The organism is Amnibacterium sp., assembly GCF_051956055.1.
In the GTDB taxonomy this organism is placed as follows: domain Bacteria; phylum Actinomycetota; class Actinomycetes; order Actinomycetales; family Microbacteriaceae; genus Amnibacterium.
Genome location: NZ_JBQCGC010000037.1, coordinates 116,614 through 141,608, shown reverse-complemented (window position 1 = coordinate 141,608; position 24,995 = coordinate 116,614). Strand labels below are relative to the sequence as shown.

The window sequence follows — 24,995 nt, the reverse complement described above, 5'->3', positions numbered from 1 at the left end:
CCTCAGGCCTTCCGCATGTAGGCCCGCACCGTGAGCGGCGCGAGCACGGCGACGACCGCGGCCGCGCCGACGAGCGACAGCCCCACGTCGCCCGTCACCTGCTGCGCGTTGACCATCGCCCGCACCGCGGAGACGAGATGCGAGATCGGGTTCACGTCGGCGAACCAGGCGAGCCAGTCCGGCAGCTTCGCCGTGTCCACGTACGCGTTCGAGAGGAACGTCAACGGGAACAGCACGAGCATCGAGATGCCCTGCACGCTCGACGCGGTGCGGGCGAGCATCCCGAACAGCGCGAAGATCCAGCTGATCGACCAGGCGACGACGATGACGAGCAGGCCCGCCGCGACGGTCCAGCCGAGGTGCTCGAACACCCGGTGGTAGCCCATCAAGCCGCCGACCACGAAGGTGATCGCGGTCGCGAGGGCGTACCGGACGGTGTCGGCGAGCAGGGCGCCGGCGAGCGGGGCGATGCGCGCGATCGGCAACGACCGGAACCGGTCGAACACGCCCTTGTCCATGTCCTCCCGCAGCTGCGTGCCGGTGACCACGGAGCCCGTGATCACCGTCTGGACGAGGATGCCGGGGATGAGGATCGGGAGGTACCCGGTGACGCTGCCCGCGATCGAGCCGCCGAAGATGTAGGCGAACATCACCGTGAAGATGACCGGCTGCAGCGTCACGTCGAAGAGCTGCTCGGGGGTGCGGCGCACCTTGAGCAGCCCCCGGTAGGCCATGGTGAGCGACTGGCTCACCACGCGGGTGAGCCCGTTGCGCGGCTGCGCCGCGGCGATGGTGGCGACGGCGGTCATGCCAGCACCTCGTCCTTCTCGGCCTCGGCGGCCGTCGTGTCGGCCCCGTGGCCGGTGATGGTGAGGAAGACCTCGTCGAGCGTGGGCTTCTGCACCCCGAACTCGGCGAGCCGGATGCCTGCGTCGCGCAGATCGACGAGGAGGTCCGTGACGCGGTCGGGGTCCTGGAGCGGCACGGTGAGCCATGCGCGCTCCGCCGAGGCGACCGGCTGCACGCCGACGCGAGCACGGATGCGCGCCTCCGCGACCGGCAGGTCGGCCGGGTCGGCGAGCCGCAGCTGGAGGGAGGCGGTGCCGACCGACGCCTTCAGGTCGTCGGCCGTGCCCTCCGCGACGACCCGCCCGCGGTCGATGACCGCGATGCGGTCCGCGAGCTGATCGGCCTCGTCGAGGTACTGCGTGGTGAGCAGGACGGTCGAGCCGGTCTGCACGAGCTCGCGGATCGTGTCCCACATCTGCGCGCGGGTGCGCGGGTCGAGGCCCGTGGTGGGCTCGTCGAGGAAGATCAGCGGCGGCTGCGCGATGAGGCTCGCCGCGAGGTCGAGCCGGCGCCGCATACCGCCGGAGAACTGCTTCAGCGGGCGCTTCGCGGCCTCCGTGAGGGAGAAGCGCTCGAGCAGCTCGACCGACTTCGCCTTCGCCTGCCGTGCGGACAGGCCGAGCAGCCTGCCGAACACGACGAGGTTCTCGGTCGCGGACAGCGTCTCGTCCACGGACGCGTACTGGCCCGTGACGCCGATGAGGCCGCGGACGGTCGGCGCCGCAGCGACGACGTCGTGCCCGAACACGCGGGCCGCGCCGCCGTCCGGTCTCAGGAGGGTCGCGAGCATGGAGATCGTGGTCGTCTTGCCCGCGCCGTTCGGGCCGAGCACGCCGTAGACGCTGCCCTGCGGGACGACCAGGTCGACGCCGTCGACCGCGCGGAGGGCGCCGAAGGTCTTGACGAGTCCGTCCGCCTCGATGGCGGGCACTGCTGTGGTGGTCATGACGGGCACTCTGCCGACAGTCGCTCACACACCGCTCACGCGTCGCTCACACGCCGGAGGCCGGCAGGACAGCGGGTGTCGGTGGCGGCACGTAGCCTCGCCGCCATGTTCCTGCTGGGCGGCGCCGTCGTGCTGTCCGCGACCGACCTCACGAACGCCACCGAGTGCGAGTGGGCGGTGCTGCGGCGGCTCGACGCGAAGCTCGGCCGGGCCCTGGCCGTGCCCGACCCGGTCGACGCGTTGCGCGATCGGGCCGCCAGGCTCGGCGACGCGCACGAGGCGAGGCAGCTCGACGAGTACCGCAGGCAACGCGGTGCGGCGGTCGTCGAGATCCCCCGGCCGGACGACGCGCGCGACCCCGTCGCGCTCGCCGCCGCGCAGGAGCGCACGCTGGCGGCGATCCGCGACCGGGCGGAGGTGGTGTTCCAGGCCACGCTCTTCGACGGCGCGTTCCTCGGCTTCGCCGACTTCCTCGTCCGCACCGGCGACGTGTGGGAGGTCTACGACACGAAGCTCGCCCGCCGGGCGAAGGTGACCGCCCTCATGCAGCTCGCGGCCTATGCCGGGCGGCTGCAGGCGCTCGGCGTCCCGGTCGGTGAGCACGTCCACCTCCTGCTCGGCGACGGGACCACCTCCACCCATCGGCTCGCCGACGTGGCGCCGGTGTTCGAGGAGCGGATGGCCCGGCTGCGGACCCTCGTGGACGAGCGGGTCGCCGCGCCGGCCGCGATCGCGTGGGGCGCTGAGGGCGTCGCCGCGTGCGGCCGCTGCGCGGAGTGCACCGCGCAGGTCGAGGCGACGCGCGACGTGCTGCTCGTCGGGCGGCTCACCGTGCGGCAGCGCGAGCGCCTGCGGGCCGCCGGCCTGCCGACGATCGAGGCGTTCGCGGCGAGCACCGGCCCCGTGGAGGGCATCGCGGTCGGCCCGCTGCAGCGCCTGCGCCTGCAGGCGCGCCTGCAGCTCGAGGCCGATGGCGGCACGGGCGTCCTCGCCAGGGTCATCGACCGGGAGGGCCTGGCCGCCCTGCCCGAGCGCGACCCGGGCGACGTGTTCTTCGACTTCGAGGGCGACCCGCTGTGGTCCGACGACGGGCGCACGTGGGGGCTCGAGTACCTCTTCGGCGTCGTGGAGCTCGACGACGCGGGGCGCGAGCGGTTCCGCCCGTTCTGGGCGCACGACCGCGCCGCGGAGAAGGAGGCGCTGCTCGGCTTCCTCGAGTACGTCCGCGCCCGCCGTGCCGCACACCCCGGGATGCACGTCTACCACTACGCGGACTACGAGCGGAGCCACCTGCAGCAGCTGTGCGCCAGGCACGGCGTCGGCGAGGCCGTGCTCGACGAGCTGCTGCGCGAGCACGTGCTCGTCGACCTGTACCCGGTCGTGCTGCGATCCGTCCGGATCTCCGAGCGGTCCTACTCGCTCAAGAAGCTCGAACCGCTCTACATGGGCGACCGCCTGCGGCAGAGCGATGTGACGACCGGCGCCGGTTCGGTCGACGCCTACGTCGAGTACCGGCGGCTCGTCGACGCGGGCAGCACCGACGAGGCCGCCGCCGTCCTGCGCGAGATCGCGGACTACAACGAGTACGACTGCGCCTCCACCCGCGGGCTGCGGGACTGGCTGCTCCGGCTCGCCGACGAGCGGGGTGTCGCCCGGCGCCCCCCGCTCCCCGAGGAGCCGGAGCGGGACGCCGCGCTCGGGCGGCAGGAGGACGAGGTGCGCGACGCGCTCCTCGCCAGGATCGCCGACGTCCCCCGCGCGGACCGCACGCCAGACCAGACCTCCCTCGCGCTCGCCGCCGCGGCGATCGAGTACCACCGGCGGGAGGACAAGACCTTCTGGTGGGAGCACTACAACCGGCAGATCGCGCCCATCGAGGACTGGGCGGATCAGAAGGACGTGCTCGTGGTCGAGCTGGCCAGGGTCGCTCGCGACTGGGCGCAGGAGGGCAGGCAGGTCTCGGCGACGCGGGTGATCGAGCTGGTCGGCCGTCTCGCGCCCGGCAGCGGGCTCGGTCCCGGTGACACGCAGGTGTTCGTGATGTACGACGCGCCGCCTCCGGCCGGCTGCGATCCCGTCCCCGCCGGGCAGCGGGGTGAGCACGGCCGAGGCTCGGTGCTCGAGACGAGGCTGCTGCCCGACGGCCGGACGCTGGTGGTGCTCGAGGAGCAGGCGGGCCGCCGCGACGGCGTCGCGATCGAGCCGTGGCAGGACCTGCCGGTGGCGCTCACCCCGAAGGCGCCGATCTGGACCCGCAACCAGCGCGCCGCGATCCTCGAGTGGGGCACGCATCTCGTGGCGGGCTTCCCGGCGGGGGACGCGGTGCTCGACCTGCTCCGGCGCACGCCGCCCCGGCTCGCGGGAGGCGGCACGGCCACCGCACCCGCCGATCCGACGGCCGCCGCGATCGCCCAGGACGTGCTCCGGCTCGACCGCTCGTCGCTCGCCGTGCAGGGACCGCCCGGAGCGGGCAAGACGCACGTCGGCGCCGAGGTGATCGCCGCGCTGGTGCGCGACCACGGCTGGCGGGTCGGCGTCGTCGCGCAGTCGCACGCCGTGGTGGAGAACCTGCTCGACCGGGTGGTCGCGGCCGGCCTGCCCGCCGACCGCGTGGGGAAGCGCCTGTCGTCGGCGGGCACCGTCGGCGACTGGACCGCGATCGAGCCGAACCGTCCGGTCGGGGTGAAGCTCTGGACGGGTGCGAGGCGCGACGGCGGGTACGTGCTCGGCGGCACGGCGTGGACCTTCAGCGACGCGCAGCAGGTCGAGCGGAAGGACCTCGACCTCCTGGTCGTGGACGAGGCCGGCCAGTTCTCGCTCGCGAACACGGTCGCCGTCGGCGTGAGCGCGCGGAACCTCCTGCTGCTCGGCGACCCGCAGCAGCTGCCCCAGGTGAGCCAGGGCCTGCACCCGGAGGCGGTGGACACGTCGGCGCTCGGCTGGCTCTCGGACGGCCACGACGTGCTCCCCGCCGAGTTCGGCGTCTTCCTGCCGGAGACCTGGCGCATGCACCCCGTCCTCACCCGCGCGGTCTCCGACCTCGCCTACGAGGGGCGGCTGCGCGCGCGCCTGCCGGAGACCGCGGAACGATCGCTCGAGGGCGTCCAGCCGGGGCTGCACCCCGTGGCGGTGGCGCACCCCGGCGACACCGTCGAGTCCCGCACCGAGGCCGACGCGGTGCTCCGCCTCGTGCACGAGCACCTCGGGCGGATCTGGACCGATCCCTCCCACGATCGCGACCGGGAGCCGCTCGAGCAGGAGGACCTGATCGTCGTGGCGCCCTTCAACGCCCAGGTCGCGCTGCTGCGCGGCGTGCTCGACGCCGAGGGGCTCAGCCGCGTGCGGGTCGGCACGGTCGACCGGTTCCAGGGCCAGGAGGCGGTGATTGCCATCGTCTCCCTCACCGCGTCCTCGGCCGCCGACGTCCCGCGCGGCATCGGCTTCGTGCTGGGCCGCAACCGGATGAACGTCGCCATCTCCCGGGCGCGGTGGGCGGCCTACCTCGTGCACTCCCCCGCGCTCGCGGACGCCGTGCCCTCCGACCCCGCCGGCGTCGCGGAGCTCGCCGGCTTCCTGCGCCTGACGCGGTGACCCGCCCACCGCCCGCGTCCGCAGGGGCGGGCAGGATCCGTGCGGTGCTCGTCGCCGTCGTGCTCCTGCTCCTCGCGGTCGTGGGCGTGCAGGTGGCCTCGGCGTTCCCCCGCGCCACGGGGCCGCGCCCCACCCCCACGCCGCTGGACGCGGCGGCCGTCCCCGCGGGCGCCGACGCCTCCTGGCCGGTGTGCACGCCGCCGCACGGTTCGACGCGGACGATGCCGCTCGCGACGGCGCCCGCGTTCACGATCGTCGGCGTGAACGACGGGCTGCCGGGCACGACGAGCGCGTGCATCGCGCGGGAGCTCGCGTGGGCCGGGACGGCGACGGGCGGCTCGTCGCAGCCGCGCCTCGCCTACTACGTCATGGCGGCGGATCCGTGGACGAAGCCGCAGCTGCGGTGGGTGCCGCATCCGGCGTGGCCCACCTCCGACCTGGTCGACGGCACCACCGTGCCGGTGCCTCGCGCCTTCGCGGAGGCCACACCCGGTGGCGGATGCGCGGGTGCGCACGGCGACCCCGCGTGCGCCTACGTGTACGGCTGGGCGATGGCGCGGTACGCGGCGTCGATCCCGGGCCTGCCGTCGCCCCGCACGCACCGGTTCTGGATCGACGTCGAGGCGCAGGACACGTGGAGCGACGACCAGCGCTTCAACCAGGCCGTCGTCGAGGGCATGGCCGCCGGGTTCACCGCGCCGGTCGGCCGGGGCGGGGTGGGCACCCGGGTGGGGCTCTACGCCGACCGCACCGAGTGGTCGAGCATCATCGGACGCCTGCGGTCGGGCAGCCCGCTCGACCGGCTCGACGAGTGGGTCGCGATCGGGCCGGCAGGCAAGCGCGCCGCGGTCGACGCCCTCCAGCACGACCGGCCGCTCACCCCGGGAGGCCGGATCCGGATCGTGCAGTGGCTCGACGGGCGGATCGACCGCGACGTGGCGCTGCCCGCGGCCCGCTGAGCGCGGTCGCGGTCAGGCCGGGATCGAGGACCGGGACGGCAGGTTCAGCAGCGCGACCACGGCGAGCACGATCAGGATGATCGACCCGGTGACGACGAGCGCCTGCAGGCCGGCACCCGGGAGGATCAGCATCACGATGCCGGCGACGATGTCGATCGCGGCGCTGGCGATGAGCTGCCAGGGCTTCCTCCCCGACCGCTTCGCGGACAGGAGCGCGAGATGCCCGACGCCCTCGAGGATCCACCCGATCCCGATCACGACGCCCAGCGCGAAGATCGTGCGGAACGGGTCGGAGAGCGCCATGATCCCGGTGATCAGCACGAGCACGCCGATCGCGCCGACGAAGAGCCGCACGCCGCCGCCTGCCGCCCCCGGCGTGAAGGCCGAGACGAGGCGGTACACCCCCGCGGCCGTGAGGTACACGCCGAAGACGATCGCGATCGTCAGGAGCGACGGACCAGGGAAGAGCAGCCCCGCGAGCCCCAGCAGCAGCGCGATGACCGCCACGGCGATCAGCCAGCCGCGCTCCATCCGGATCCGGTCCACGACCGGACCGGCCTCGACGGTCTCGGTGCCCACCATCTGATCCTCCTCGTTCACGGAACATCATCCGACTGTCCGCTGAACGTGGGCGGTGGATCAGGTGACCGGCGAGAGCCGCTTCTGCAGGAACGCGACGACCCGTTCGCGCGCGTCGAACGCGGGATGGCCGGCCCGTTCGCGCACCTCGCCGGTGAGCACCGAGTGCGCCGACCGGCCGAAGCCGCCGGGGTTCCCCGGCGACGAGTCGAGCTCGATGACCTCGAACGCGTCGCCGAGCCGGCGACGGAGGGTGTCGAACCGCGCGCGCGGGACCGACCGGTCCTCGCTGAACCGGAGGCCGAGCGCGCACACGTCGCCCTGCACGGCGCGCGCCGCGACCGCGTCGAGCTCGGCCGCGGAGAGCCCCGGATCGGCGGCCCGCGCCCGACCGACCGGGAACGGCATGGCCGGCTGGCTCGCGACCGCGGCGAGCACGGCGGGGTCGACGGCCGCGGCCAGCGCGAACCCGCCGGTGAAGCACATGCCGATCACCCCGACCCCGGCCCCGGGCGTCCGCGTCGCCAGGTCGGCCGCGAGCGCCCGCAGTCAGTCGGCGAACGGGCGCCTCGCGTCGGTGGCGAACGCCCGGAACTCGCGGGAGACACAGAGCCGGGGCAGCACGCGCAGCACGGCGCCGCCCGTGGTCGGACCTCCCGGCTCCCCGAACGGCGAGGGCACCGCGACCGTGAACCCCGCCTCGACGAGCCGGTCGCCGAGCCCCAGCACCTCCTGGGTCATGCCCGGGATCTCCGGCACGAGCACGACCCCGGGACCGTCGCCCCTGCGGTACACGTCGTGCTCGATCCCGCCCGCGGCGAACGGCGTGGCCGTCCAGTCCTGCAGCGCACCCCGTCGCGGTCCGTCCGTCATGCCGCGAGTCTGCACCGTGCGCCCCTCCCCTACGGTGAGTCGGTGCCCGTGGCCTTCGCCGTCCGAGCCGTCCTGTTCGACATGGACGGCACGCTGATCGACTCGACCCCGGCCGTCGACCGGTCCTGGGCGGCCTGGGAGCGGCTCTGGGGTGTCCGCCTCGGCGTCCGCGCATCCGCGCTCGGCATGCCCGCGCGCGACATCGTCGCGGCCCGCGTGCCGCCCGCGGACGCGGAGGCGGCGTTCCGGGACATCGAACGGCTCGAGGTCGAGGACGTCGCCGGCATCACCGTGCTGCCGGGCGCGCGGGAGCTGCTGGCCGCGATCCCCGCGGGCCGGTGGGCGATCGCGACCTCGTGCAGCGCGCCGCTGGCGGCCGCCCGGCTCGCCGCGGCCGGCATCGACGCGCCCGCGGTGATCACCGCCTCCGACACCGCGCGCGGCAAGCCGCATCCCGACCCGTACCTGGCGGCCGCGGCCCGGCTCGGGGTGCCGCCGGAGGCGTGCCTCGTGGTGGAGGACGCCGTGGCCGGCGTCGCCGCGGGGCGGGCCGCCGGGTGCGCCACGCTCGGCGTGCTCGGATCGGTGGCCGCGCACGAGCTCGGGGCCGACGTCGTCGCGCGGGATCTCACCGCGGTCCGCGTGGAGACCGCGGGCGATCAGCTCCGGGTGCTGGTCGACGAGTGCGCGGACGAGGCGGACCGGAAGATGTCGCGCACCTGACTCAGCAGCTCGATCAGCCGGGCCTCCTCGACGGCCGGGATGGTGTCGAGCAGCGCGTCGAGGTCCGCGCGCACGCTCCCCACGATGTCGTCCAGCCGCTGCGCCGCCGAGTCCGTCAGCGCCAGCCGCCGCACCCTCGCGTCGGAAGGGTGCGGCACGCGGTGCACGAGGCCCGCGTTCGTGAGCCGGTGCACGATCTCCGTCGCGCTCCCCGAGCTCACCCCGAACCGCGCCGCGATGTCGCCGACCCGGGCGCTGCCCCCGCGGCGCTGCACGCGGTCGAGGTACTGGAGCACGGCGAAGTCGGTGTTGTTGATCCCGAGCTCGACGCGGACCCGCTGGTCCAGCGCCTTCTCCGCATCCTCGACGGCGTCGACCGCGGTCACGATCGCGTGGGCGGATCCGCTCGCGATCTCGTGCGGCGTGCGCTCATCCTGCATGGGGCTCCTCGCCGCGTCCTCGCCCGTCGACGCGTCCCGGGCGGGGCGTCGAGGAAGTGGTCCGGTGCCCGAGACGGTACTCCACGTCCGGCGCGTCCGCATGGGACGGTCAGGAGGCTCCCGGTCTCGGCCTCCCGGAGCCGTCAGCCGTATGGACGCCAGGTGCCCCACGCGCTGCGCACGTGCGGCCGGGGATCGGACTCCGACCGGTCCTCGCGGTCGAACACCCAGGTGCGGCGATCGGCGTCGTCGAACGGCGGCCACCAGTCCGGCGCCGCGCCCGTCCTGGCGAACCGCAGCCACGCGCCGGACATGCGCCCCGTGAGCGCGCGAGCCGCCCGGTCCGCCCCGAAGAGCGACGCCAGCCGGCGCGTCGGACCGCCGCGCCGCGCCATCACGTGGTCCAGCTCGGCGCCGTGCGCCGCGCCGAGCCCGAGCGCGCGCATCGCGGGTGGCGCGAAGTCGAACCGGTACATCCACACGGGGGCGATGCGGGAGTGGCCCGCGGCGACCTCGACGGCCGGGGCCCAGAACATCAGGTCGGTGACGAAGCGCTCCAGCGCCCGCGCGCCGCGGCCGCCCGCGTACTCGGCGAGCACCCGCTCCTTCGCCGACGGCACGGTCGCGGCGAAGAGCCGTTCCATCCTGACCGGGGTCGCCTTCAGGCCGGGCATCCGCTGGAACAGGGTGCCCTCGTCGGCGTTCGTGCCGACGATCAGCGGCAGCGGCAGCCCTTCCCCGCGCCTGAGCACCTCCGCCGGGTAGTCGGGCACGAGATCGCCGTCGACCACCGGACCGAGCACCCGTGCGGCGGGGAGGCGGTCCGACACCGCGAGGTCGAGTCGCGTCGTGGCGGCGGCGAGCACCTCGGCGTCGATCGTCCGCAGCGCGGCGGCACCGCCGGGTAGCGCGGCGACGAGCTCGGCCGCCCATTCCCGTGAGCGCTCGCTGCCGTGCACCGCCGCGATCGCAGGGCTCTCCGCGATCACCCGCCGGAACAGGCCGGCCGCGGCCGGCATCGACAGCAGGGTGAGCACGCTCGACCCGCCCGCGGACTCGCCGAAGAGGGTCACGTTGTCGGGATCGCCGCCGAACGCCGCGATGTTCTCGCGCACCCACGTGAGCGCGGCGAGCTGGTCGCGCAGCCCGACGTTCGCCTCGATCGGCGCCTCGGCGGTGCCGTACTCGGAGAGGTCGAGCCAGCCGAGCGCACCGACCCGGTAGTTGAACCCCACGAACACCACGTCGCCCGCCGCCGCGAGCGACTCGCCCCGGTACGCACCCGCGGTCGCGGCTCCGATGCCGAACGCGCCGCCGTAGATGAAGACCAGGACGGGCTTCGGCCCGCTCCCCGTGGTGCGCCTGGCCACGGTGAGCGTCAGGCAGTCCTCCGACATCGGCGTGCGGAGGCCCGCACCGGTCAGCGTGGAGGTGCGCGGCTGCACCGGGACCGGACCGTCCACCGTCGCGTCGCGCACACCGGCCCACGGCGTCGGCGGCTGCGGGGCTCGGAAGCGCAGTGGACCGATCGGCGGCGCGGCGTACGGCACCCCGCGCCAGACCGTCAGACCGGCCTCGCGCCGTCCCCGGACCCGGCCGGCCCTCGTCCGCACGACCGTGTCGATCGCGGTTGCGCCCATCGTCACCGGGCGGCGCTACGTGAGCCCGGCGAGCAGCGCCGCGTCGGTCTCGTCGGGATCGGTCGGCACGACGACGACCGGCCGGTACTGCCGGTGGGCGAGACGCAGCGCGACCGAACCGGTGAGCGCCGCGCGGAGCGCACCGCGGAACCCGCCGGGACGGGCGCCGACGACGATCATGAGCGCACCGACGTCCTCGGCGACCTCCATCAGCGCGTCCGCCGCGAGCCCGACGAGCTCGCGCATCGACCAGGCCACACCGCTCGGCGCGAGCACCTCCCGGATCTCCGCGAGGCGCTCGTCGCTGAACATCGGCCCGACGGCGGCGAGGTCCGGGTCGATCGGCGCGGTGAGCAGCGAGCCGTCCGGCAGCTCCTGATAGGCGTACCTGGTGGCGTCGGCCGCGACGCAGACCAGCTCCGCGTCGAACGCCCTGGCGTACTCGGCGGCGACCTGCACGACCCAGAGCGGCTGGTCGGGCAGGACCCCCACCACGACGGAGCGGGCGGATGCGGTGCGGTCGTCGGTCATACAGGGCCTCCTCGTCCCGCGACCATCATGCGACGCCCGTCCGGTGGCTCCCTGGGACGGGACGCGCCGACACGGCTTGCAGCCGTGGCGGAGCGGGCTGTGCCACGCTCATGCTGAGCATCCGTTCACCCCCGGTTGTGACCGACCTCGACGATCGCTGCCGGTTTGCCCCCGAGCCACCCGCTCTGCGCGTCACGCACGAAGGAGACGGCGTTCACTTGTCCGTCGAGATGATGATCCTGCTGCTGCTCGCCGTGCTCGCGATCGCGGGCGCCGTCGCCGGCGTCGCCGCGGTGGTGCGGCGCGGGCGCGAGCGCCTGGTCCGCCTCGAGGCCAACCCGATGCTGCCGCGCGTCTCCGCCGAGATGCACGCCGGCGAGGAGCAGGTGCTCATCCATCTCGCGAGGACCCTGGCGCTGCCCTCCGACCGGGACGACGTCGGCTACGGCGAGATCTATCTCGCCGGCTCGGTCGGCTCGACCCTGAAGCTCGCCTCGCGCTCGGAGATCGGCCGGGGATTCGAGGCCGAGGTCCGGGTGCACCGCACCCGCAGGGCGTCGGTCGCCGAGTACTTCATCCTCCGGGTGCCGGGCGACGAGACGCTCCACCCCTCGATCGTGGCGCTCGACGAGCGCATCGCCGACTCGTTCCGCTCGCTCGACCCGCAGGCGGAGGTCCTGCGCGCCGGGCGTCCCGCGGTCGCCTGAGCGCCGGTCAGCTCTCCCGGGCGAAGAGGGCCCTCCGCACGGCCCTGCGCAGGTCCACCTCGTGCGCCACGAGGCCCGCGAGGTCGGCGAGGGTCGCGGCCTCCGCGCTGCCGAAGTCCCGCGGCAGCGCGTCCAGCACCGCGAGCACGCCCACGCGCACGCCGGTCGCGTCGAGGATCGGCTGCACCGCCATCGCGCGGACGGGAGCCGACTGCACGGCGCCCGCCGTCCTCGGATCCTCGCGCACGTCCGCGACCGTCCACCCTCCGGAACGGTCGACCAGCAGGACCTTGGTCGCGAGCGCCGCGAGCTCGGCGCGGTGCGCCTCCGGGACGAAGGCCGACGCCTCCTCCCTGGGGTCGCTGAGCACGACGAAGGCCGACGGCACCTCGAGGAGCCGTGCGGCGATGCCCGTGATGCGCGCGAACTCGCGGTCCGGGGGCGCGTCCGCGATCGCCGGTGTCGGCGGGGCCACAGCGGCGACCGGCTGCACCGGCGGGCTGTCGTTCGCGATCTGCTCCGCGAGCGAGCGCTCGAACTCGGCCCGCGCCACCTCGAGCGGGAGCCGCTCCCCCGGCGACCGCCGCGTCATGCCCGTGAGGACGGAGGCGAGCCGCGACGGGATCGAGTCCGGCACCTCGGGGTCACGGGTCAGCCGCGCGAACGCGGACTCGACCACGGTCCCCGGGAACGAGACGCGACCGGTCGCGGCCTGGATCAGCACCAGGCCGAGCGAGTAGACGTCGGACGCGCCCGCGAGCACGCCGCCCTCGACCTGCTCGGGGCTCAGATAGGCCGCGGTCCCGACGGTGAACTCCCCGTCGTCGGCGGTCGCCCCGAGCACGGTCGCGATCCCGAAGTCCGACAGCTTCCCACGGAGCCGCCGGTCGCTGTGCCTGCCGGACAGCAGCACGTTCGCGGGCTTGATGTCCCGGTGCAGCCAGCCGCGGTCGTGCACGTACAGCAGCGCGTCGCAGAGATCGAGGCCGAGGTAGGCGACCTGCAGCGGCGTGAGGGCGCCGCTGCGGAGCGCCTGACCGAGGTCGGGCCCGTCCACGCGCTCCATCACGAGGAAGATGTGCGGCTGGTCGGGATCGGAGTCGTCGACGCCGGCGTCGAAGAGCGTCACGAGCGCGTGGTGGCTGAGCCCGGCGAGCGTCTGGGCCTCGTGCTGCTGCTCGCGCAGGACGCGCGCCGAGTCCGTCGGGGACGTGAAGACCTTGATCGCCACCGGCCGGTTCAGCAGGGTGTCGTGCGCCGCGTACACGACCGCGGTGCCGCCCTTGCCGATCAGGTGCTCCACCCGGTATCGCTCGGGCAGGACCACGCGTGCGCCGCCGCGATCCGGTGACGCGGTGCTCAACGCTCAGGCCGGTGGTGGGCTCGCGTCACGGTCTCGATCGTACCGGGCGGGCCGCGCCCTCCGACTGGCGGAGCTGGTCGATCCAGATGCTCTCGGCGTGCAGATCGTCCTCGGCGAGCACGTCGGAGGCGGTGCGGATCCGAGCCACCCGCAGCAGCAGGAGGCCGAACACGACCTTCGCGACGATGTCGGCACCGGACATCATCAGGTGCTCCGCCACGGTCCAGCCGCCGCCGTTCACGACGCCCTGCAGCCCGTAGACGACCGGGTAGACGAACCAGGTCACGAGCAGCACGACCATCGCCGTGGTCATCGGTGCGCGGGCCGCGGCGGGGAGCACCGGCAGCGACCGGAGCACCACCGTGACGATGACCGCGTAGACGACCACGAAGCACACCGACGAGCCGACACCGAGCCACAGCAGCGCCGTGAAGTCGGTGCCACCGCCGACCACGACCGCGCCGAGGAACCCGAGCACGACCATGAGCGCCGCCGCCGTGCCGCCGATCCAGCGGGCCCGCCAGGCGGCCCGGCCGGTGATCGCCGACACCGCGATCACCTCCACCACGAGCAGCGGCACGCTCACGGTCCAGTCGATGTACCGCGCCGTCCAGGTCCCCACCGCGTCGGCGCCGGGCACCCACATCCCGTGGCTCCGGTGGTAGCCGGTCTGGAACTCGAACGCGAGCAGCAGGTACGACAGGAACGCGACGGTGCAGACCGCGACACTGGCGTGCACCGCGGGCCGGTACCGGTCGCCGACCTCGCGCCGCGCCGACCACATCCGGGTCAGCATCGCGGCGAGGGCGAACGCCGTGACGGCGACGCCGTACTCGACGAAGGCCCGCTCGCCATCGGTCAGCGGGACCATCCACGGCTGCAGCACATTCGTCGCGGGCACGCCACAGGATGTCACGTCTTCCGAGGGATCGACCTTCGAACGGGTCGATGTCCGGCCGGCCCGTGCGCCAGGATCACGGTGTGCACGGCGAATGGCGGATGCCGCCCGAGACCGCGGAGCAGGAGCGGCTGTGGATGGCCTTCCCGCGCCCGAACCCGACCTTCGGTCCCGCGCAGCCGGAGGAGGCGTCCGCCGCCTGGGCGGCCGTCGCCAACGCCGCGGCCGGGTTCGAGCCGGTGACGATGCTCGTGGATCCGGAGTCGCTGCCCTTCGCCCGGCGCCTGCTCGACGCGGCGATCGAGCTCGTCCCGCTCCCCCTCGACGACGCGTGGCTCCGCGACTCCGGTCCGACCTTCGTCTTCGGTGCCGACGGGCGCCTTGGCGCCGTCGACTGGATCTTCACGGCGTGGGGCGGCCACGAGTGGGGCCGATGGGAGCGGGACCGGCTCGTCGGCGCGGCGGTCGGCGACCTCGCGGGCGCGGAGGTGATCCCCTCCCTGCTCGTCAACGAGGGCGGCGGCTTCCATGTGGACGGCGAGGGCACCGTGCTCCTCACGGAGACCGTCCAGCTCGACCCGCGGCGGAACCCGTTCGCCGACCGGGCGCGCGTGGAGGCCGAGCTCGCCCGCACGATCGGCGCGAGCCACGCCGTGTGGCTGCCGCGGGGGCTCACCCGCGACTACGAGCGGTTCGGCACGAGCGGGCACGTCGACATCTGCGCCACGTTCCCGTCGCCCGGGCGCGTGCTCCTCCACGACCAGCGCGACGAGGGGCATCCCGACCACGGCGTCAGCGCCCTGCTGCGCCGGAGCCTCGAGGACGCCGTCGATGCGGCGGGGCGAGCGCTCGACATCGTGCCGTTGCCCGCGCCGCCGACCCTCCGCGACGGGGAGGGCTTCGTCGACTGGTCCTACGTGAACCACGTCGTGCTGAACGGCGCGGTGCTCGCGTGCGCCTTCGGCGATCCGCGCGCCGACGCGCATGCGGCGGCGGTGCTCGCGGAGGCGTACCCGGGCCGGCGCATCGTGCCGGTGGACGCCAGAGCGGTCTTCGCGTACGGCGGCGGCCTCCACTGCATCACCCAGCAGCAGCCCGCCACGCCGATCGCGACCGGATCGATACCGCTTCAGGGCTGACGTCGAGCCTCCGACGCGGGAGAATGTCGGGGTGCCCGCCCAGCCAGCTCTCCGCCGTCGTGGCTGAGCGCGAAGCCCGCCCGGGCGACGTCCTCTGCGGTCGGTACGAGATCCAGAGCGAGCTGGGTCGCGGCGGCATGGCCACCGTGTTCCGCGGGCTCGACCGGCGGCTCCAGCGTCCCGTCGCGATCAAGGTGTTCCGCGGCGGCTTCGCGGAGGCGGTCGACCCGCAGCGCACCACCCAGGAGATGCGGCTCCTGGCCGCCGTGAACCACCCGTCGGTGGTGTCGGTCCTCGACGCGTCGAACGGCGACGGGGTGTCCGGCGCCTTCCTGGTGATGGAGCTCGTCGACGGCGACGACCTCGGGCTGCTGCTCCATCGCGCCCGCGGTCCCCTGCCCGCGGACCTCGCCCGGCGCATCGTCGCCGACGTCGCGAGTGCGCTCGCGACCCTCCACGCCCAGGGCGTCGTGCACCGCGACGTGAAGCCGGCGAACATCCTCGTCCCGAGGGCAGCCGCCGGTTCGCCCACGGGCGTCGCCGCGAAGCTCACCGACTTCGGCATCGCGCAGCTCGTCGACGGCGCGCGCCTGACCGCACCCGAGTCGATCCTCGGCACCGCGGCGTACCTCAGCCCCGAGCAGGTGCGCGGTGCGCCTCCGCGGCCCGCCAGCGACGTGTACTCCCTCGGCCTCGTGCTGCTGGAGGCGCTCACCGGGCGGCGCGCGTTCCCCGGTCCGGCCGCGGAGGCGGCGATGGCCAGGCTCCACCGTCCCCCTGCGCTGCCGCAGGACGCCTCCCCGGCGCTCGCCGACCTGCTGTCGCGGATGACCGCCCTCGACCCCGCGCACCGGCCTGCCGCCGCGGACGTCGCGACGGCGCTCCGCGGGCTGCTGGTCGGCAGGGTCACGGCGCCCGACGCCGCCCAGACCGCACCGACCCCGGTCGCCGGTCTTCTGGCGCCGGTGCCCCTGCTGCGCGCGGCGGACGCCACGCTGCCGCAGGTGCCGCTCGTCACGCCGAGCCGCGGGATGCCGATCAGCGCTCCCGTCCCTGCCGTGCGGCCGAGGACGCGGTTCCCGGCGGTGCTCGCGGTCGCGGCCGCCGCGCTCGCCGCCGCCGTCACCGGCGGCGCCCTCTCCGCGGCCGCGAACCTGAACGCGCCGACCACGACCACCTCGAACGACCACCGCGAGGCGCCCTCGACGGCCCCGACGCACGCCGTCGCCCGCCAGCAGGGTTCCGCGGACGGCGCCGCGGTGGTCGACGTGGCGCCGCAGCACACGGTGCCGTCGGCGTCCGCGAGCTCGCCGGCCCCGCGCTCGTCCTCCCCCGCACCGTCGCCGTCGGCCACGCCCTCGAGCACCGCGCCGAGCAGCACCCCCTCGTCGCCGGCGCCGTCGTCGCGCGCGCCCAGCACGCCCACCGCGCCGGCGCCGACCCCGACCGGCTCGGGCACCGGCACGCCCACGCCGTCGGGCACCAGCTCGGGCGCCACGCCGCTGATCGGCGTCTCGGCCGCCTGACCGCCCGCGGCCGAGCCGCTCGACCTCAGCCGGCGCTCGACTGGATGACCACCTGCGAACCGGCGGGCAGCGCCGTGCCCGCGGCGGGCGTGGTGGCCGCGACCGTACCCGCCGGCTTCGACGAGGGGATCGTACCGTTCAGCGCCCACGAGTACCCGGCGGCGACGAGGGCGGCCTCCGCGGCGGCCGGCGTCTGGCCGGTCACATCCGGGACCGTGCCCGTCTTCGTCGCCGGGGCGGCGGGCGTGCCGCCGTTCAGGTACTTCGGGTCCGGCTGGGCCCAGCTCGTCGCGCCGCCGTACTCCGCGTTCACCGCGGTCTGGATCGCCTTCCACACGCAGTGCCTGGCGTCCGACCCGAGGCCGATGCCGCTCGTGTAGCACCGCGTCGTCGGGAAGACGACCTTCCGCAGGCTCACCCTGCCCTTGCCCTGGAGCGTCCCGTTGTTGCCGATCCAGGCGACGGTCGTGACCTTCGAGGTCGTGCCGTCCATCCAGGTGTCGTACGCGCTGTCGGTGGTGCCGGTCTTCCCGAACTCGTACACCCCGTCGGCGGTCTTGTCACCGCTCGCCGTACCGGAATCCATCACGCCGCGCAGCGCGTACGCGGCCGCGGTCGCGACACCGCTGTCGAGGACGCGCTTGCAGTCCGCCTGGGGCACCGGCAGCTGCGTGCCGGCCGAGGTCACGACCTTGTCGATCGCGATCGGCTTGCAGAAGACCCCGTCGTTGGCGATCGTCGCGTACGCGCCCGCCATGGACACGGGCGAGACGCCGTACGAGCCGCCGATGACGAACGGCAGGTACATCGTGGGGTCCGTCTGGCCGTTCGCCGGGTACACGCCCATCGACTCGGCCAGGTTCTGCACGTCGCAGAGGTCGACCTGCTGCGCCATCGAGGCGAACGCGCCGTTGATCGACAGCGCGGTCGCCTGCATCACGGTCCGCATGCCGCCCTCGTTGGTCGTGTCGTTGCCGACGGGCCAGTCCTGGCCCACGTACGGCTTGCCGCACGCCGTGAAGCTGGATGCGGGCTTGGTGCCGGGGTCGCCGTTCACCTGCTCGTTCAGGGTGTGGCCGGTCTTCAGCCACTGCAGGAGCGTGAAGAGCTTGAAGGTGGAACCGGGCTGCCAGCCGTTCGATGCGCCGAGCGTCTGATTCGCGTTGTAGTTCACGCTCGTGGAGGTCGGGCTGCCGCCGTTGTAGCTGAAGTCCTTGTTCTGGACCATGGAGATGATCCGGCCCGTGCCGACCTCGATCGAGGTGGACGCCCCGCCGAGGCTCAGCACCGACGAGGACTTCGGCACGTAGGTGTTCATGGCCGCCTGGGCCTTCTTCTCGATGCCGAGGTCGAGCGTGGTGTAGATCTTCCAGCCGGACCGCTCGAGGTTCGCGAGCCGCGTCGGCTCGTCCTTACCGAACGCCGGGTTCGACAGGATCGTCCGGTACACGTAGTCGCAGAAGTAACCGGCCTCGGCGCCCGCCGCCTCGCAGCCCGTCTTCGCCTGGGTGATCTTCGGCGCGATGGGCGTCGCGACCGCCTCGGTGTACTGCGCCTTCGTGATGAGCTTGTTCTTCAGCTCGACCTTGAGGATGTAGTCGCGGCGCGCCTTGTTCCTCGCGAAGTTGTCCTTGACGTCGAGGCGCTGATAGCTCGGGTTGTTGACGATCGCGATGAGGCTCGCGGCCTGGGCGATCGACAGCTTGGCGGCGGTCGTGTCGAAGTAGTACTCCGCGGCCGACTCGATGCCGTACACCCGGCCGCCGAAGCCCGCGATGTTGAGGTAGCCGAGCAGGATCTCGTTCTTCGAGTACTGCTTCTGCAGCGCGATCGCGTACCTGGCCTCCTTGAGCTTCCGGGCGACCGACGGGTCCGTGCAGACCTGGTACGCGGCGTCGATGGCCTTCTGCGTCGACTTGTTCTCCGCCTCCTGCACGCAGACGTTCTTCACGTACTGCTGCGTGATGGTGGACGCGCCCTGCAGGCTCTTGCCCGCGAGGTTGCCCACCGCGGCCCGCACGATGCCGACCGGGTCGATCGCGCCGTGGTCGTAGAAGCGGACGTCCTCGCCGGCGACCGCGGCGTTCTTCGCCACCTGGGAGATCTGGTCCCACGTGACGACCTGCCGGTTCTGGGCGAAGAACGAGGCCAGCAGGACGTTCTTCGAGCCGTCCTTCGCGTAGATCTCGGTCTTCTGGTCGAGGGCCGTGATCTTCAGATCGCTCGGCAGGTCCTCGAACATCGTGATGCCGGTCTTCGTGGTCGTCCCGGTGAGCGCGATCGCCGGGGTCACCGCGACGGCGACCATCACTCCGCCTACCACGGCGATGGCGAGCATGCCGAGGAACGCGGAGAGGGCCGAACCGAAGCGGTGGCGAGAGGGCATCCGAGGATCGTACGGAGGCACCGGGCTCCTCGTGGTCGTGACGGGCGGGCGAGACGGTTCCGGTACGGACTTCACAGGGAGCGCGGGCTCCCGTGCGGTCAGACCTCCGCGAGCAGCTGCTCGACCTCGGGCAGGCGCTCCTTCGGGTACAGCACCTGCCGCGGCAGCGACCCGGTGGCGGGACCGACGAAGTGCCGCGCCTCCAGGTCGGACAGCAGCCGCCGGGCGCGCGAGTAGGGCAGGTCGAGGTCGCGCTGCAGGCGCGCCGCGGACGCGTACTGGGTCGAGACCACGAGCCGGGCGGCGCGCGCGAAGTCGCGGTAGTCGTCGCCGTGCTCGGCCTTCAGCCGGTCGAGGTCGCCGCGCACCGTCTCCGACACGACCTCGCGGGGCTCGGCCACGTCCGGGTCCTCGTCGGAGGTGAAGTAGATGACGTCGGGCTGCGCGTGCAGCACCGGCTCCAGCGGCGCGGGGGCCACCGCCGCGGGCAGCGCGACGGGCCGCACCTCCGCGTGCGCGGGCGCGGGCGCCTGCGCGACCATCCCGAGCGTCTCGGCGAGGTCGGCGTCGGTCGACTGCATCCGGTCCGCCGCCTGCATGCGGGCACCGACGGCGAGCACCGCGCCGGCGCCGAGCGCGACCCCGAGGGCCACGCCGACCGGCCAGAAGACGTAGAGCGCCAAGGCGGTCACCGCGACGGCTGCGAGCAGCAGCACCGCGGCGCCGGCCTGGCGGAGAACGGAGAGCGCTGAGGGCATGGGTGTTCCTCGATCCGGGCGGACTCCGCATGCAGCGGAGACGCGACACGACCCACCTGACGTGACGGGCGACATCGCCGGTGTGGGGCGGACGACGGGGTGTCGTCACAACGATGTGATTCTTGCCCAAGCCACCTGGCCGCGACATGGTCCACAGCGCTCTCTAGGCCGACCATCGGCGCGTCGTTACCCAGTCGATACGGTCCTGCCCTGGAACCTCGGGGACTCCTGTCCGAACGCCCTCAGAGCCGGAGCAACCGGTCCAGCTCCTCGACGCGATCGCGGCTCAGCCGGACCACGCGGGGGCGCGATCCGCGGGACGGGCCGACGAACCCCTCGCGCTCCAGCCGCCCCATGACGTGCTGCGCGCTGGCGGTGCTGATTCCCAGCTCGCGCTGCAGTCCGGCGACCGACGCCCACTGCGCCTCCGTCACGAGCAGTGCGGCGCTCCGGAACACCGGCCAGTCGTCGCCGAGCCGCACCCGCAGCCGGCGGAACTCCTGACGCAACTCCTCCTCCCCCGCCAGGGCGTGGAGCCCGTCGGCGGGCTCGGCGAGCGCTGCAGCGGTCATCACCCGCCCGATCCGGAACACCACGAGACCGCCGGCGACGAGCCCGAGCAGCACGCCGGCCGGCCACCACGCCCAGAACCCCACGAGCACCGCCGCGAAGGCCGCGGCCCCGACGAGTGCGGTCCTCCGCACCCGGCGTTCGTCGACCTCGTCCAGCACCGGCGGCAGTGCCCGCCGCCCGTCCGTCATCACCACAGGTCGTCCCCCGTTCCCCGTGACCAGCCTGCGGGGCGCGGAGCGGGCGGCGGCGAGCGCCATGCCCCCAGAGCGGGGCGGAGCGGCCCTCAGCGGGTCCTGCGGATGCGGATCGGACCGCGCGCCGTCGACGGATCGACGGGTCGCCCGTGCTGGGTGATCTCCACCTCGCCCGCGGCGACGAGCCGCCGTGCCGCTCGGCGCACGGGTTCCATCAGGGGCCGCCAGTCCTCGGCCGTCGCCCGCGCGACGTCGGACGGGCAGATCGTGGCGGTCGCCGGCCGGGCGGCGAGCAGGTCGATGATGGCGCGTTCGAGCCGGCGGTCCTCGGCGGTCACGCCGTGCCTCCTGCAGGCGTCGCTGCAGTACCGCACGGCGTCCCAGTTCCGCGCCCACTTCGCGCGCCACTCGATGCGCCGCCCGCAGGAGGCGCAGATCCGCTCCTGACGCGGCGTCGCCCCCGACCGGTCGCGCCCCATCTCAGGCCGAGACCGGCTCCGTCGCCGCGGAGAGCTGCTCGAGGTCCTGCGGCGTGAGCGCGACCCGGCTCGCGGCGAGCAGGTCGGCGACCTGCTCGGGCGTCCTGGCGCTCGCGATCGGCGCGGCGACCGTGCGCTGGGCCGCCAGCCAGGCGAGCGCGACCGCGGTGACGGACGTGCCGTGATCGGCGGCGACCGCGTCCAGGACGTCGAGCAGATCGACGTTCCTCGGGTCGTCGAGGTAGCCGCCGGCGCGCTCGGCCCGCGCGGACTCGGTCGCCGTGCCCGGGCGGTACTTGCCCGTGAGGAAGCCGCTCGCGAGCGACGAGTACGGGATCTCCACGATCCCGAGCTCCTCGAGCGCGGGCACGAGCTCCTGCTCGATCCCCCGCTCCACCAGACTCCACTTGTCCTGGGCGACCGTGAAGGGGGTGAGCCCCTCCGCGGCGGCGATCGCGGCGGCGGTCCGCAGCCGGTCGGCGGAGAAGTTCGACGCGCCGATCTCCCGCACCTTGCCGGCCTGGACGAGGCGATCGAACGCGGCGAGGGTCTCCTCCTGCGGCACGGCCGGGTCGTCGACGTGCGCGAAGTACAGGTCGATGCGGTCGGTGCGCAGCCGCCGCAGCGAGTCCTCGACCGCCGCCTCGATGGTCGCCGCGGACAGCCCCTTGCGGGCAGGGAGGGAACCCACCTTCGTCGCGATGACGACGTCGTCCCGGTTCCCGCGGCTCGCCATCCACTCGCCGATGATCGTCTCCGACTCACCGCCCGCGTTGCCCGGGAGCCACGCGACGTAGACGTCCGCGGTGTCGATCGCGCGGCCGCCGCCCTCGACGAAGGCGTCGAGCACGCGGAAGCCGGTGTCGCGGTCCGTGGTCCAGCCGAACACGTTGCCGCCGAGGACGAGGGGCCCGAGATCGAGAGCAGTCACGGTGCACGATCATGCTCGCCCGGCACCATGGGGTCTGTGAGTGTGTCGAGAGCGCTCGAGATCGAGCGGAAGTACGCGGTGCCGGAGGGGGCGAGCATCCCCGACCTCGGCACCCTCGAGGGCGTCGTCGCCGCCGAGCCGCGGCCGGCGCTCCGGCTCGAGGCCACCTACGTCGACACCGACGACCGCGCGCTCCTCGCCGCCGGCATCGCGGTGCGGCGTCGCACCGGCGGCCACGACGACGGCTGGCACGTGAAGCTGCGCGGCGCCAGGGGCCGGATGGAGCTGCACGCCCCGATCGATCCGGCCGCGCCGGACGACCTGCCCGCCGAGTTCGAGCGCGCGCTCCGCACCCGGTTGCGGGGACGCCCCGTCGGCCCCGTCGCGATCGTCCGCACCGAGCGGCGGGCGGTGGTCGTGACGGACGGTGAGGGCGGCGGCGTGGAGGTCGTCGACGACCGGGTGCTGGCGACGGACGTCCAGGCCGGCGTGCTCCGCTCCTGGCGGGAGTGGGAGGCGGAGCAGGCGGAGGACTCGGGTGCGTGCGCGGCCCTCCTCGACCGCGTCGACGCCGCGCTGCGGAGCGCGGGGGCGGTCGACTCCGCGAGCCCGGCGAAGATCGCGCAGGCCCTCGGACTCGAGGAGCGCCCTCCTGCGCGGCAGCCCCCCTCGACCGCTGGCGAGGTGCTCGCGAGCCGGCTCGCGGTGCACACCGAGGCCCTCCACGACGGGATCCGGTCGCTCGTGCTCGAGGGCGACGACGGCGGCGAGCGGGTGCACGAGCTGCGGAAGTCCATCCGGCGCGCCCGGTCGCTGCTCGCGCTCCGGTCCGTCGCCGGCACCGCGGCGGAGCCGGTCCGCGACGGGCTCGGCGAGCTGGGGCGGCGCCTCGGCGCGGTGCGCGACCCCCTCGTCGCCGCGCGCACCGTCCGCGGCCTGCTCGACGCGGTCGAGCGCGACGTCCCCGGTCGTGAGGACGCGACCGCGCTGCTCGTGACCGCACCTCTTGCGGAGCAGGCGGCGCTCACGGCGAGGCTCACCGAGGACCTGCTCGGCTCCCAGGAGGTGCTCCGGCTGCTCGCAGCGCTCGAGGGGTTCGTCCCCGGCGGACCGCATGCGACGGCGACGGCGGACGCGGTGCTCCCCCGGCTCGGCGAACGCACGGTGCGGCGGGCGAGGCGCAGGGCCCGGCGCAGCGAGGGGGGCGGCCTGGACGCGCTGCACCGGGCCAGGAAGGCCGCGAAGCGGGCGCGGTTCGTCGTCGAGGAGCTGGCCGCGGCCGGGTCGCCGCTGCCGGGCCGCACGCTCCGCGCCGGGCGACGCGCCCGCGCGCTGCAGGACCTCCTCGGCGCGCACCGCGATCTGGCGCTCGTGCTCGACTCGCTCGGCCCGACCTCCGAGCGGCTCACGTCGTCTGGCGGCAACGCGTTCGCCCTCGGTCGCGCGGCCGAGGACGGACGGCGGCGGCTCGCGCTGCTGCAGCTGCGGGTGGAGCGGTCCGCGCGACGGCTCCGCTGAGCGCCGCTCAGGAGGCCGCGGCGCCGCCCCGGATGCCGGTGAAGGACACCACCGCCCCGGCGACGAGCAGCGCGGCGGCGACGATCGCGACCCGGACGAGCCCGGGCGTGTCGACCGCGCCGCCGAGCATGAGGCCGACGGAGGAGGTGGTGATCAGCCCGGCCACGCGCGCGACCGCGTTGTTCACGGCCGAGCCGATCCCGCTCTCCTCCTCCGGCACGGCGCCGAGCACCGCGGAGGTGAGCGGCGCGACGGTCATGGCGATGCCGAGCCCGGCGACGGCCAGGCCCGCGGCCACGAAGACCACCTGTGCGGAGCCGAACGCGGTCCCCGTCCAGAGCAGCACTCCGCCCGCCGCGACGAGCGGGCCGGCGGTCATGAACCGCCTGGGGCCGAGCCGGCCGGCGCGGGCGCCGAAGCGGCCGGAGAGCAGGATGAGCAGCACGGTCGCCGGCAGTCCGAGCAGCGCTGCGACGGTGGCGGGCAGCCCGAGCACCTGCTGGACGTAGAGCGCCGGGACGAGGAAGGCGATGCCGAACGCGCCGTAGATGAAGAGTGTCGCCCCGTTGCCCGCACTGAAGTTGCGTGCGGTGAACAGGCTCGGCGGCACGAGCGGGTGGCGCGCGCGGCGGTCCCGGAGCAGGAAGCCGACGAGGACGACGAGTCCCGCCGCGATGAGCGCGAGCGCCACGCCGGCCGGCAGCACCGCATGGGTGCCTCCGCCGACCTCGATCAGGCCGACCGTGAGCAGCCCGAGCCCCACGGCCGTCAGGACGGCGGACGGCACGTCGATCCGCGCAGGCCCCGCGCGCCTGGGAGCGTCCCGCACCCTGCCGAGCAGCAGCATCGACGCGGCCGCGGGGAACAGACCGATCACGAACACGCTGCGCCAGCCCAGCGAGTCGACGAGGAGCCCTCCGACCACCGGGCCGAACAGCTGCGACACGCTGGTCCAGGCCGTCCACCGCCCGATCGCCTTCGACTGCGCCTGCCCCTGGAAGCTCGCGATGATCAGTCCGAGCGAGCCGGGGACCAGCAGCGCGCCCGCGACGCCCTGCAGCAGCCGGGCGGCGATCAGGACCCCGGCGCTGGGGGCGACCGCGCAGAGCAGGCTCGTCGCGGCGAAGGCCACGAGCGCGACCCGGAGGACGCGGAGGCGGCCGAGCGCGTCCGAGACGGCGCCGGACAGCAGGATGAACGCGGACACGGTGAGCAGGTAGCCGTCGACGACCCACTGCTGCGTGACGACCCCGCCGCCGAGGTCCCGCTGGATGGCAGGCAGCGCGATGTTCGTGATGGAGCCGTCGAGGAACGACACGAACGACGCGAGCACCGCCGCGGCGAGCATGCGGCCCTGCACGCCAGGCGCGCGCAGGTCGGTGGTCACGACCC

23 protein-coding genes and 1 pseudogene are annotated in these 24,995 nt (G+C 74.3%); 7 read left to right on the top strand and 17 right to left on the bottom strand.

Translation table 11 applies throughout. From position 1 onward, the window contains the following. Positions 1-2 precede the first annotated feature (2 nt). The gene (locus tag ACTHLI_RS06025; RefSeq protein ID WP_440182202.1) at positions 3-809 is read right to left on the bottom strand and encodes an ABC transporter permease; all 807 of its coding nucleotides are present in this window, start codon (positions 807-809) and stop codon (positions 3-5) included. Beyond that, the gene (locus tag ACTHLI_RS06020; protein WP_440182200.1) at positions 806-1,795 is read right to left on the bottom strand and encodes an ATP-binding cassette domain-containing protein; all 990 of its coding nucleotides are present in this window, start codon (positions 1,793-1,795) and stop codon (positions 806-808) included. Before ACTHLI_RS06020 ends, ACTHLI_RS06025 begins: the two co-directional genes overlap by 4 nt. A 105-nt stretch (positions 1,796-1,900) precedes the next feature. Between ACTHLI_RS06020 and ACTHLI_RS06015 the strand changes: the two genes are divergently transcribed. Then, on the top strand, positions 1,901-5,386 hold the full coding sequence (locus ACTHLI_RS06015) for a TM0106 family RecB-like putative nuclease (RefSeq protein ID WP_440182198.1): 3,486 nt from the start codon (positions 1,901-1,903) through the stop codon (positions 5,384-5,386). A gap of 44 nt (positions 5,387-5,430) precedes the next feature. Continuing rightward, a complete protein-coding gene (locus ACTHLI_RS06010; protein ID WP_440182196.1) occupies positions 5,431-6,345 on the top strand; it encodes a hypothetical protein in 915 nt (304 codons plus the stop codon). Positions 6,346-6,357: 12 nt separating this feature from the next. Here the strand turns inward: ACTHLI_RS06010 and ACTHLI_RS06005 are convergent, their stop codons facing one another. From ACTHLI_RS06005 to ACTHLI_RS05995, 3 genes are read right to left on the bottom strand one after another with little or no spacing between them, the layout of a single operon-like run. Beyond that, complete coding sequence (locus tag ACTHLI_RS06005) at positions 6,358-6,945, bottom strand: HdeD family acid-resistance protein (protein ID WP_440182194.1); 588 nt, start codon at positions 6,943-6,945, stop codon at positions 6,358-6,360. A gap of 39 nt (positions 6,946-6,984) precedes the next feature. Beyond that, complete coding sequence (locus ACTHLI_RS06000) at positions 6,985-7,419, bottom strand: hypothetical protein (RefSeq protein ID WP_440182193.1); 435 nt, start codon at positions 7,417-7,419, stop codon at positions 6,985-6,987. Positions 7,420-7,473: 54 nt separating this feature from the next. Next, positions 7,474-7,797, bottom strand: coding sequence for a hypothetical protein (locus tag ACTHLI_RS05995; protein WP_440182191.1), 324 nt, complete (start codon positions 7,795-7,797; stop codon positions 7,474-7,476). A gap of 42 nt (positions 7,798-7,839) precedes the next feature. Between ACTHLI_RS05995 and ACTHLI_RS05990 the strand changes: the two genes are divergently transcribed. After that, on the top strand, positions 7,840-8,520 hold the full coding sequence (locus ACTHLI_RS05990) for an HAD-IA family hydrolase (RefSeq protein ID WP_440182189.1): 681 nt from the start codon (positions 7,840-7,842) through the stop codon (positions 8,518-8,520). On the opposite strand, the gene ACTHLI_RS05985 is transcribed toward ACTHLI_RS05990, so the two are convergent. The 3 genes from ACTHLI_RS05985 to ACTHLI_RS05975 form a co-directional block, all read right to left on the bottom strand. After that, positions 8,457-8,960 (bottom strand): MarR family winged helix-turn-helix transcriptional regulator, encoded by a 504-nt coding sequence (locus ACTHLI_RS05985; protein WP_440182188.1) that lies wholly within the window; start codon positions 8,958-8,960, stop codon positions 8,457-8,459. The two genes, ACTHLI_RS05990 and ACTHLI_RS05985, sit on opposite strands and share 64 nt — an antisense overlap. A 143-nt stretch (positions 8,961-9,103) precedes the next feature. Continuing rightward, positions 9,104-10,600 carry a carboxylesterase/lipase family protein gene (locus ACTHLI_RS05980; protein WP_440182226.1) on the bottom strand — a complete coding sequence of 499 codons (1,497 nt, stop codon included), beginning with the start codon at positions 10,598-10,600 and terminating at the stop codon, positions 9,104-9,106. A 15-nt stretch (positions 10,601-10,615) separates the two neighbouring features. After that, entirely contained in the window at positions 10,616-11,131 is a 516-nt protein-coding gene (locus ACTHLI_RS05975; protein ID WP_440182187.1) for a universal stress protein, read from the bottom strand. Positions 11,132-11,349: 218 nt separating this feature from the next. Here ACTHLI_RS05975 and ACTHLI_RS05970 point away from each other — a divergent pair, with 218 nt between their 5' ends. Then, a complete protein-coding gene (locus ACTHLI_RS05970) occupies positions 11,350-11,838 on the top strand; it encodes a hypothetical protein (RefSeq protein WP_440182186.1) in 489 nt (162 codons plus the stop codon). A gap of 7 nt (positions 11,839-11,845) precedes the next feature. Here ACTHLI_RS05970 and ACTHLI_RS05965 read toward each other — a convergent pair whose 3' ends face one another. Both ACTHLI_RS05965 and ACTHLI_RS05960 read right to left on the bottom strand, forming a co-directional pair. Continuing rightward, on the bottom strand, positions 11,846-13,165 hold the full coding sequence (locus tag ACTHLI_RS05965; protein WP_440182184.1) for a protein kinase domain-containing protein: 1,320 nt from the start codon (positions 13,163-13,165) through the stop codon (positions 11,846-11,848). A gap of 61 nt (positions 13,166-13,226) precedes the next feature. Next, entirely contained in the window at positions 13,227-14,102 is an 876-nt protein-coding gene (locus ACTHLI_RS05960; RefSeq protein ID WP_440182183.1) for a bacteriorhodopsin, read from the bottom strand. 98 nt (positions 14,103-14,200) lie between these two features. Between ACTHLI_RS05960 and ACTHLI_RS05955 the strand changes: the two genes are divergently transcribed. Beyond that, positions 14,201-15,238: an agmatine deiminase family protein gene (locus tag ACTHLI_RS05955; RefSeq protein WP_440182182.1), complete on the top strand. Its 1,038-nt coding sequence runs from the start codon at positions 14,201-14,203 to the stop codon at positions 15,236-15,238. 59 nt (positions 15,239-15,297) lie between these two features. After that, positions 15,298-16,764, top strand: coding sequence for a protein kinase domain-containing protein (locus ACTHLI_RS05950; RefSeq protein WP_440182181.1), 1,467 nt, complete (start codon positions 15,298-15,300; stop codon positions 16,762-16,764). A 25-nt stretch (positions 16,765-16,789) separates the two neighbouring features. Here the strand turns inward: ACTHLI_RS05950 and ACTHLI_RS05945 are convergent, their stop codons facing one another. The 6 genes and pseudogenes from ACTHLI_RS05945 to ACTHLI_RS05920 all read right to left on the bottom strand — a co-directional run bounded on the left by ACTHLI_RS05945 (position 16,790) and on the right by ACTHLI_RS05920 (position 22,085). Continuing rightward, on the bottom strand, positions 16,790-19,150 hold the full coding sequence (locus ACTHLI_RS05945; RefSeq protein WP_440182179.1) for a transglycosylase domain-containing protein: 2,361 nt from the start codon (positions 19,148-19,150) through the stop codon (positions 16,790-16,792). A 98-nt stretch (positions 19,151-19,248) separates the two neighbouring features. After that, a complete protein-coding gene (locus ACTHLI_RS05940; RefSeq protein WP_440182178.1) occupies positions 19,249-19,908 on the bottom strand; it encodes a DNA translocase FtsK in 660 nt (219 codons plus the stop codon). Between the two features lie 242 nt (positions 19,909-20,150). Continuing rightward, the gene (locus tag ACTHLI_RS05935; protein ID WP_440182176.1) at positions 20,151-20,669 is read right to left on the bottom strand and encodes a DNA translocase FtsK; all 519 of its coding nucleotides are present in this window, start codon (positions 20,667-20,669) and stop codon (positions 20,151-20,153) included. 95 nt (positions 20,670-20,764) lie between these two features. After that, positions 20,765-21,013, bottom strand: coding sequence for a DUF3253 domain-containing protein (locus tag ACTHLI_RS05930; protein WP_440182225.1), 249 nt, complete (start codon positions 21,011-21,013; stop codon positions 20,765-20,767). A 15-nt stretch (positions 21,014-21,028) separates the two neighbouring features. Beyond that, a pseudogene (locus ACTHLI_RS05925) lies at positions 21,029-21,154 on the bottom strand (DUF2256 domain-containing protein); the annotation flags it as partial. A gap of 1 nt (position 21,155) precedes the next feature. Continuing rightward, positions 21,156-22,085: an aldo/keto reductase gene (locus ACTHLI_RS05920; protein ID WP_440182174.1), complete on the bottom strand. Its 930-nt coding sequence runs from the start codon at positions 22,083-22,085 to the stop codon at positions 21,156-21,158. Positions 22,086-22,121: 36 nt separating this feature from the next. Here ACTHLI_RS05920 and ACTHLI_RS05915 point away from each other — a divergent pair, with 36 nt between their 5' ends. Beyond that, positions 22,122-23,603: a CYTH and CHAD domain-containing protein gene (locus tag ACTHLI_RS05915; protein ID WP_440182173.1), complete on the top strand. Its 1,482-nt coding sequence runs from the start codon at positions 22,122-22,124 to the stop codon at positions 23,601-23,603. A 7-nt stretch (positions 23,604-23,610) separates the two neighbouring features. Here the strand turns inward: ACTHLI_RS05915 and ACTHLI_RS05910 are convergent, their stop codons facing one another. Further along, the gene (locus tag ACTHLI_RS05910) at positions 23,611-24,990 is read right to left on the bottom strand and encodes an MFS transporter (RefSeq protein ID WP_440182171.1); all 1,380 of its coding nucleotides are present in this window, start codon (positions 24,988-24,990) and stop codon (positions 23,611-23,613) included. Positions 24,991-24,995: the final 5 nt, after the last annotated feature.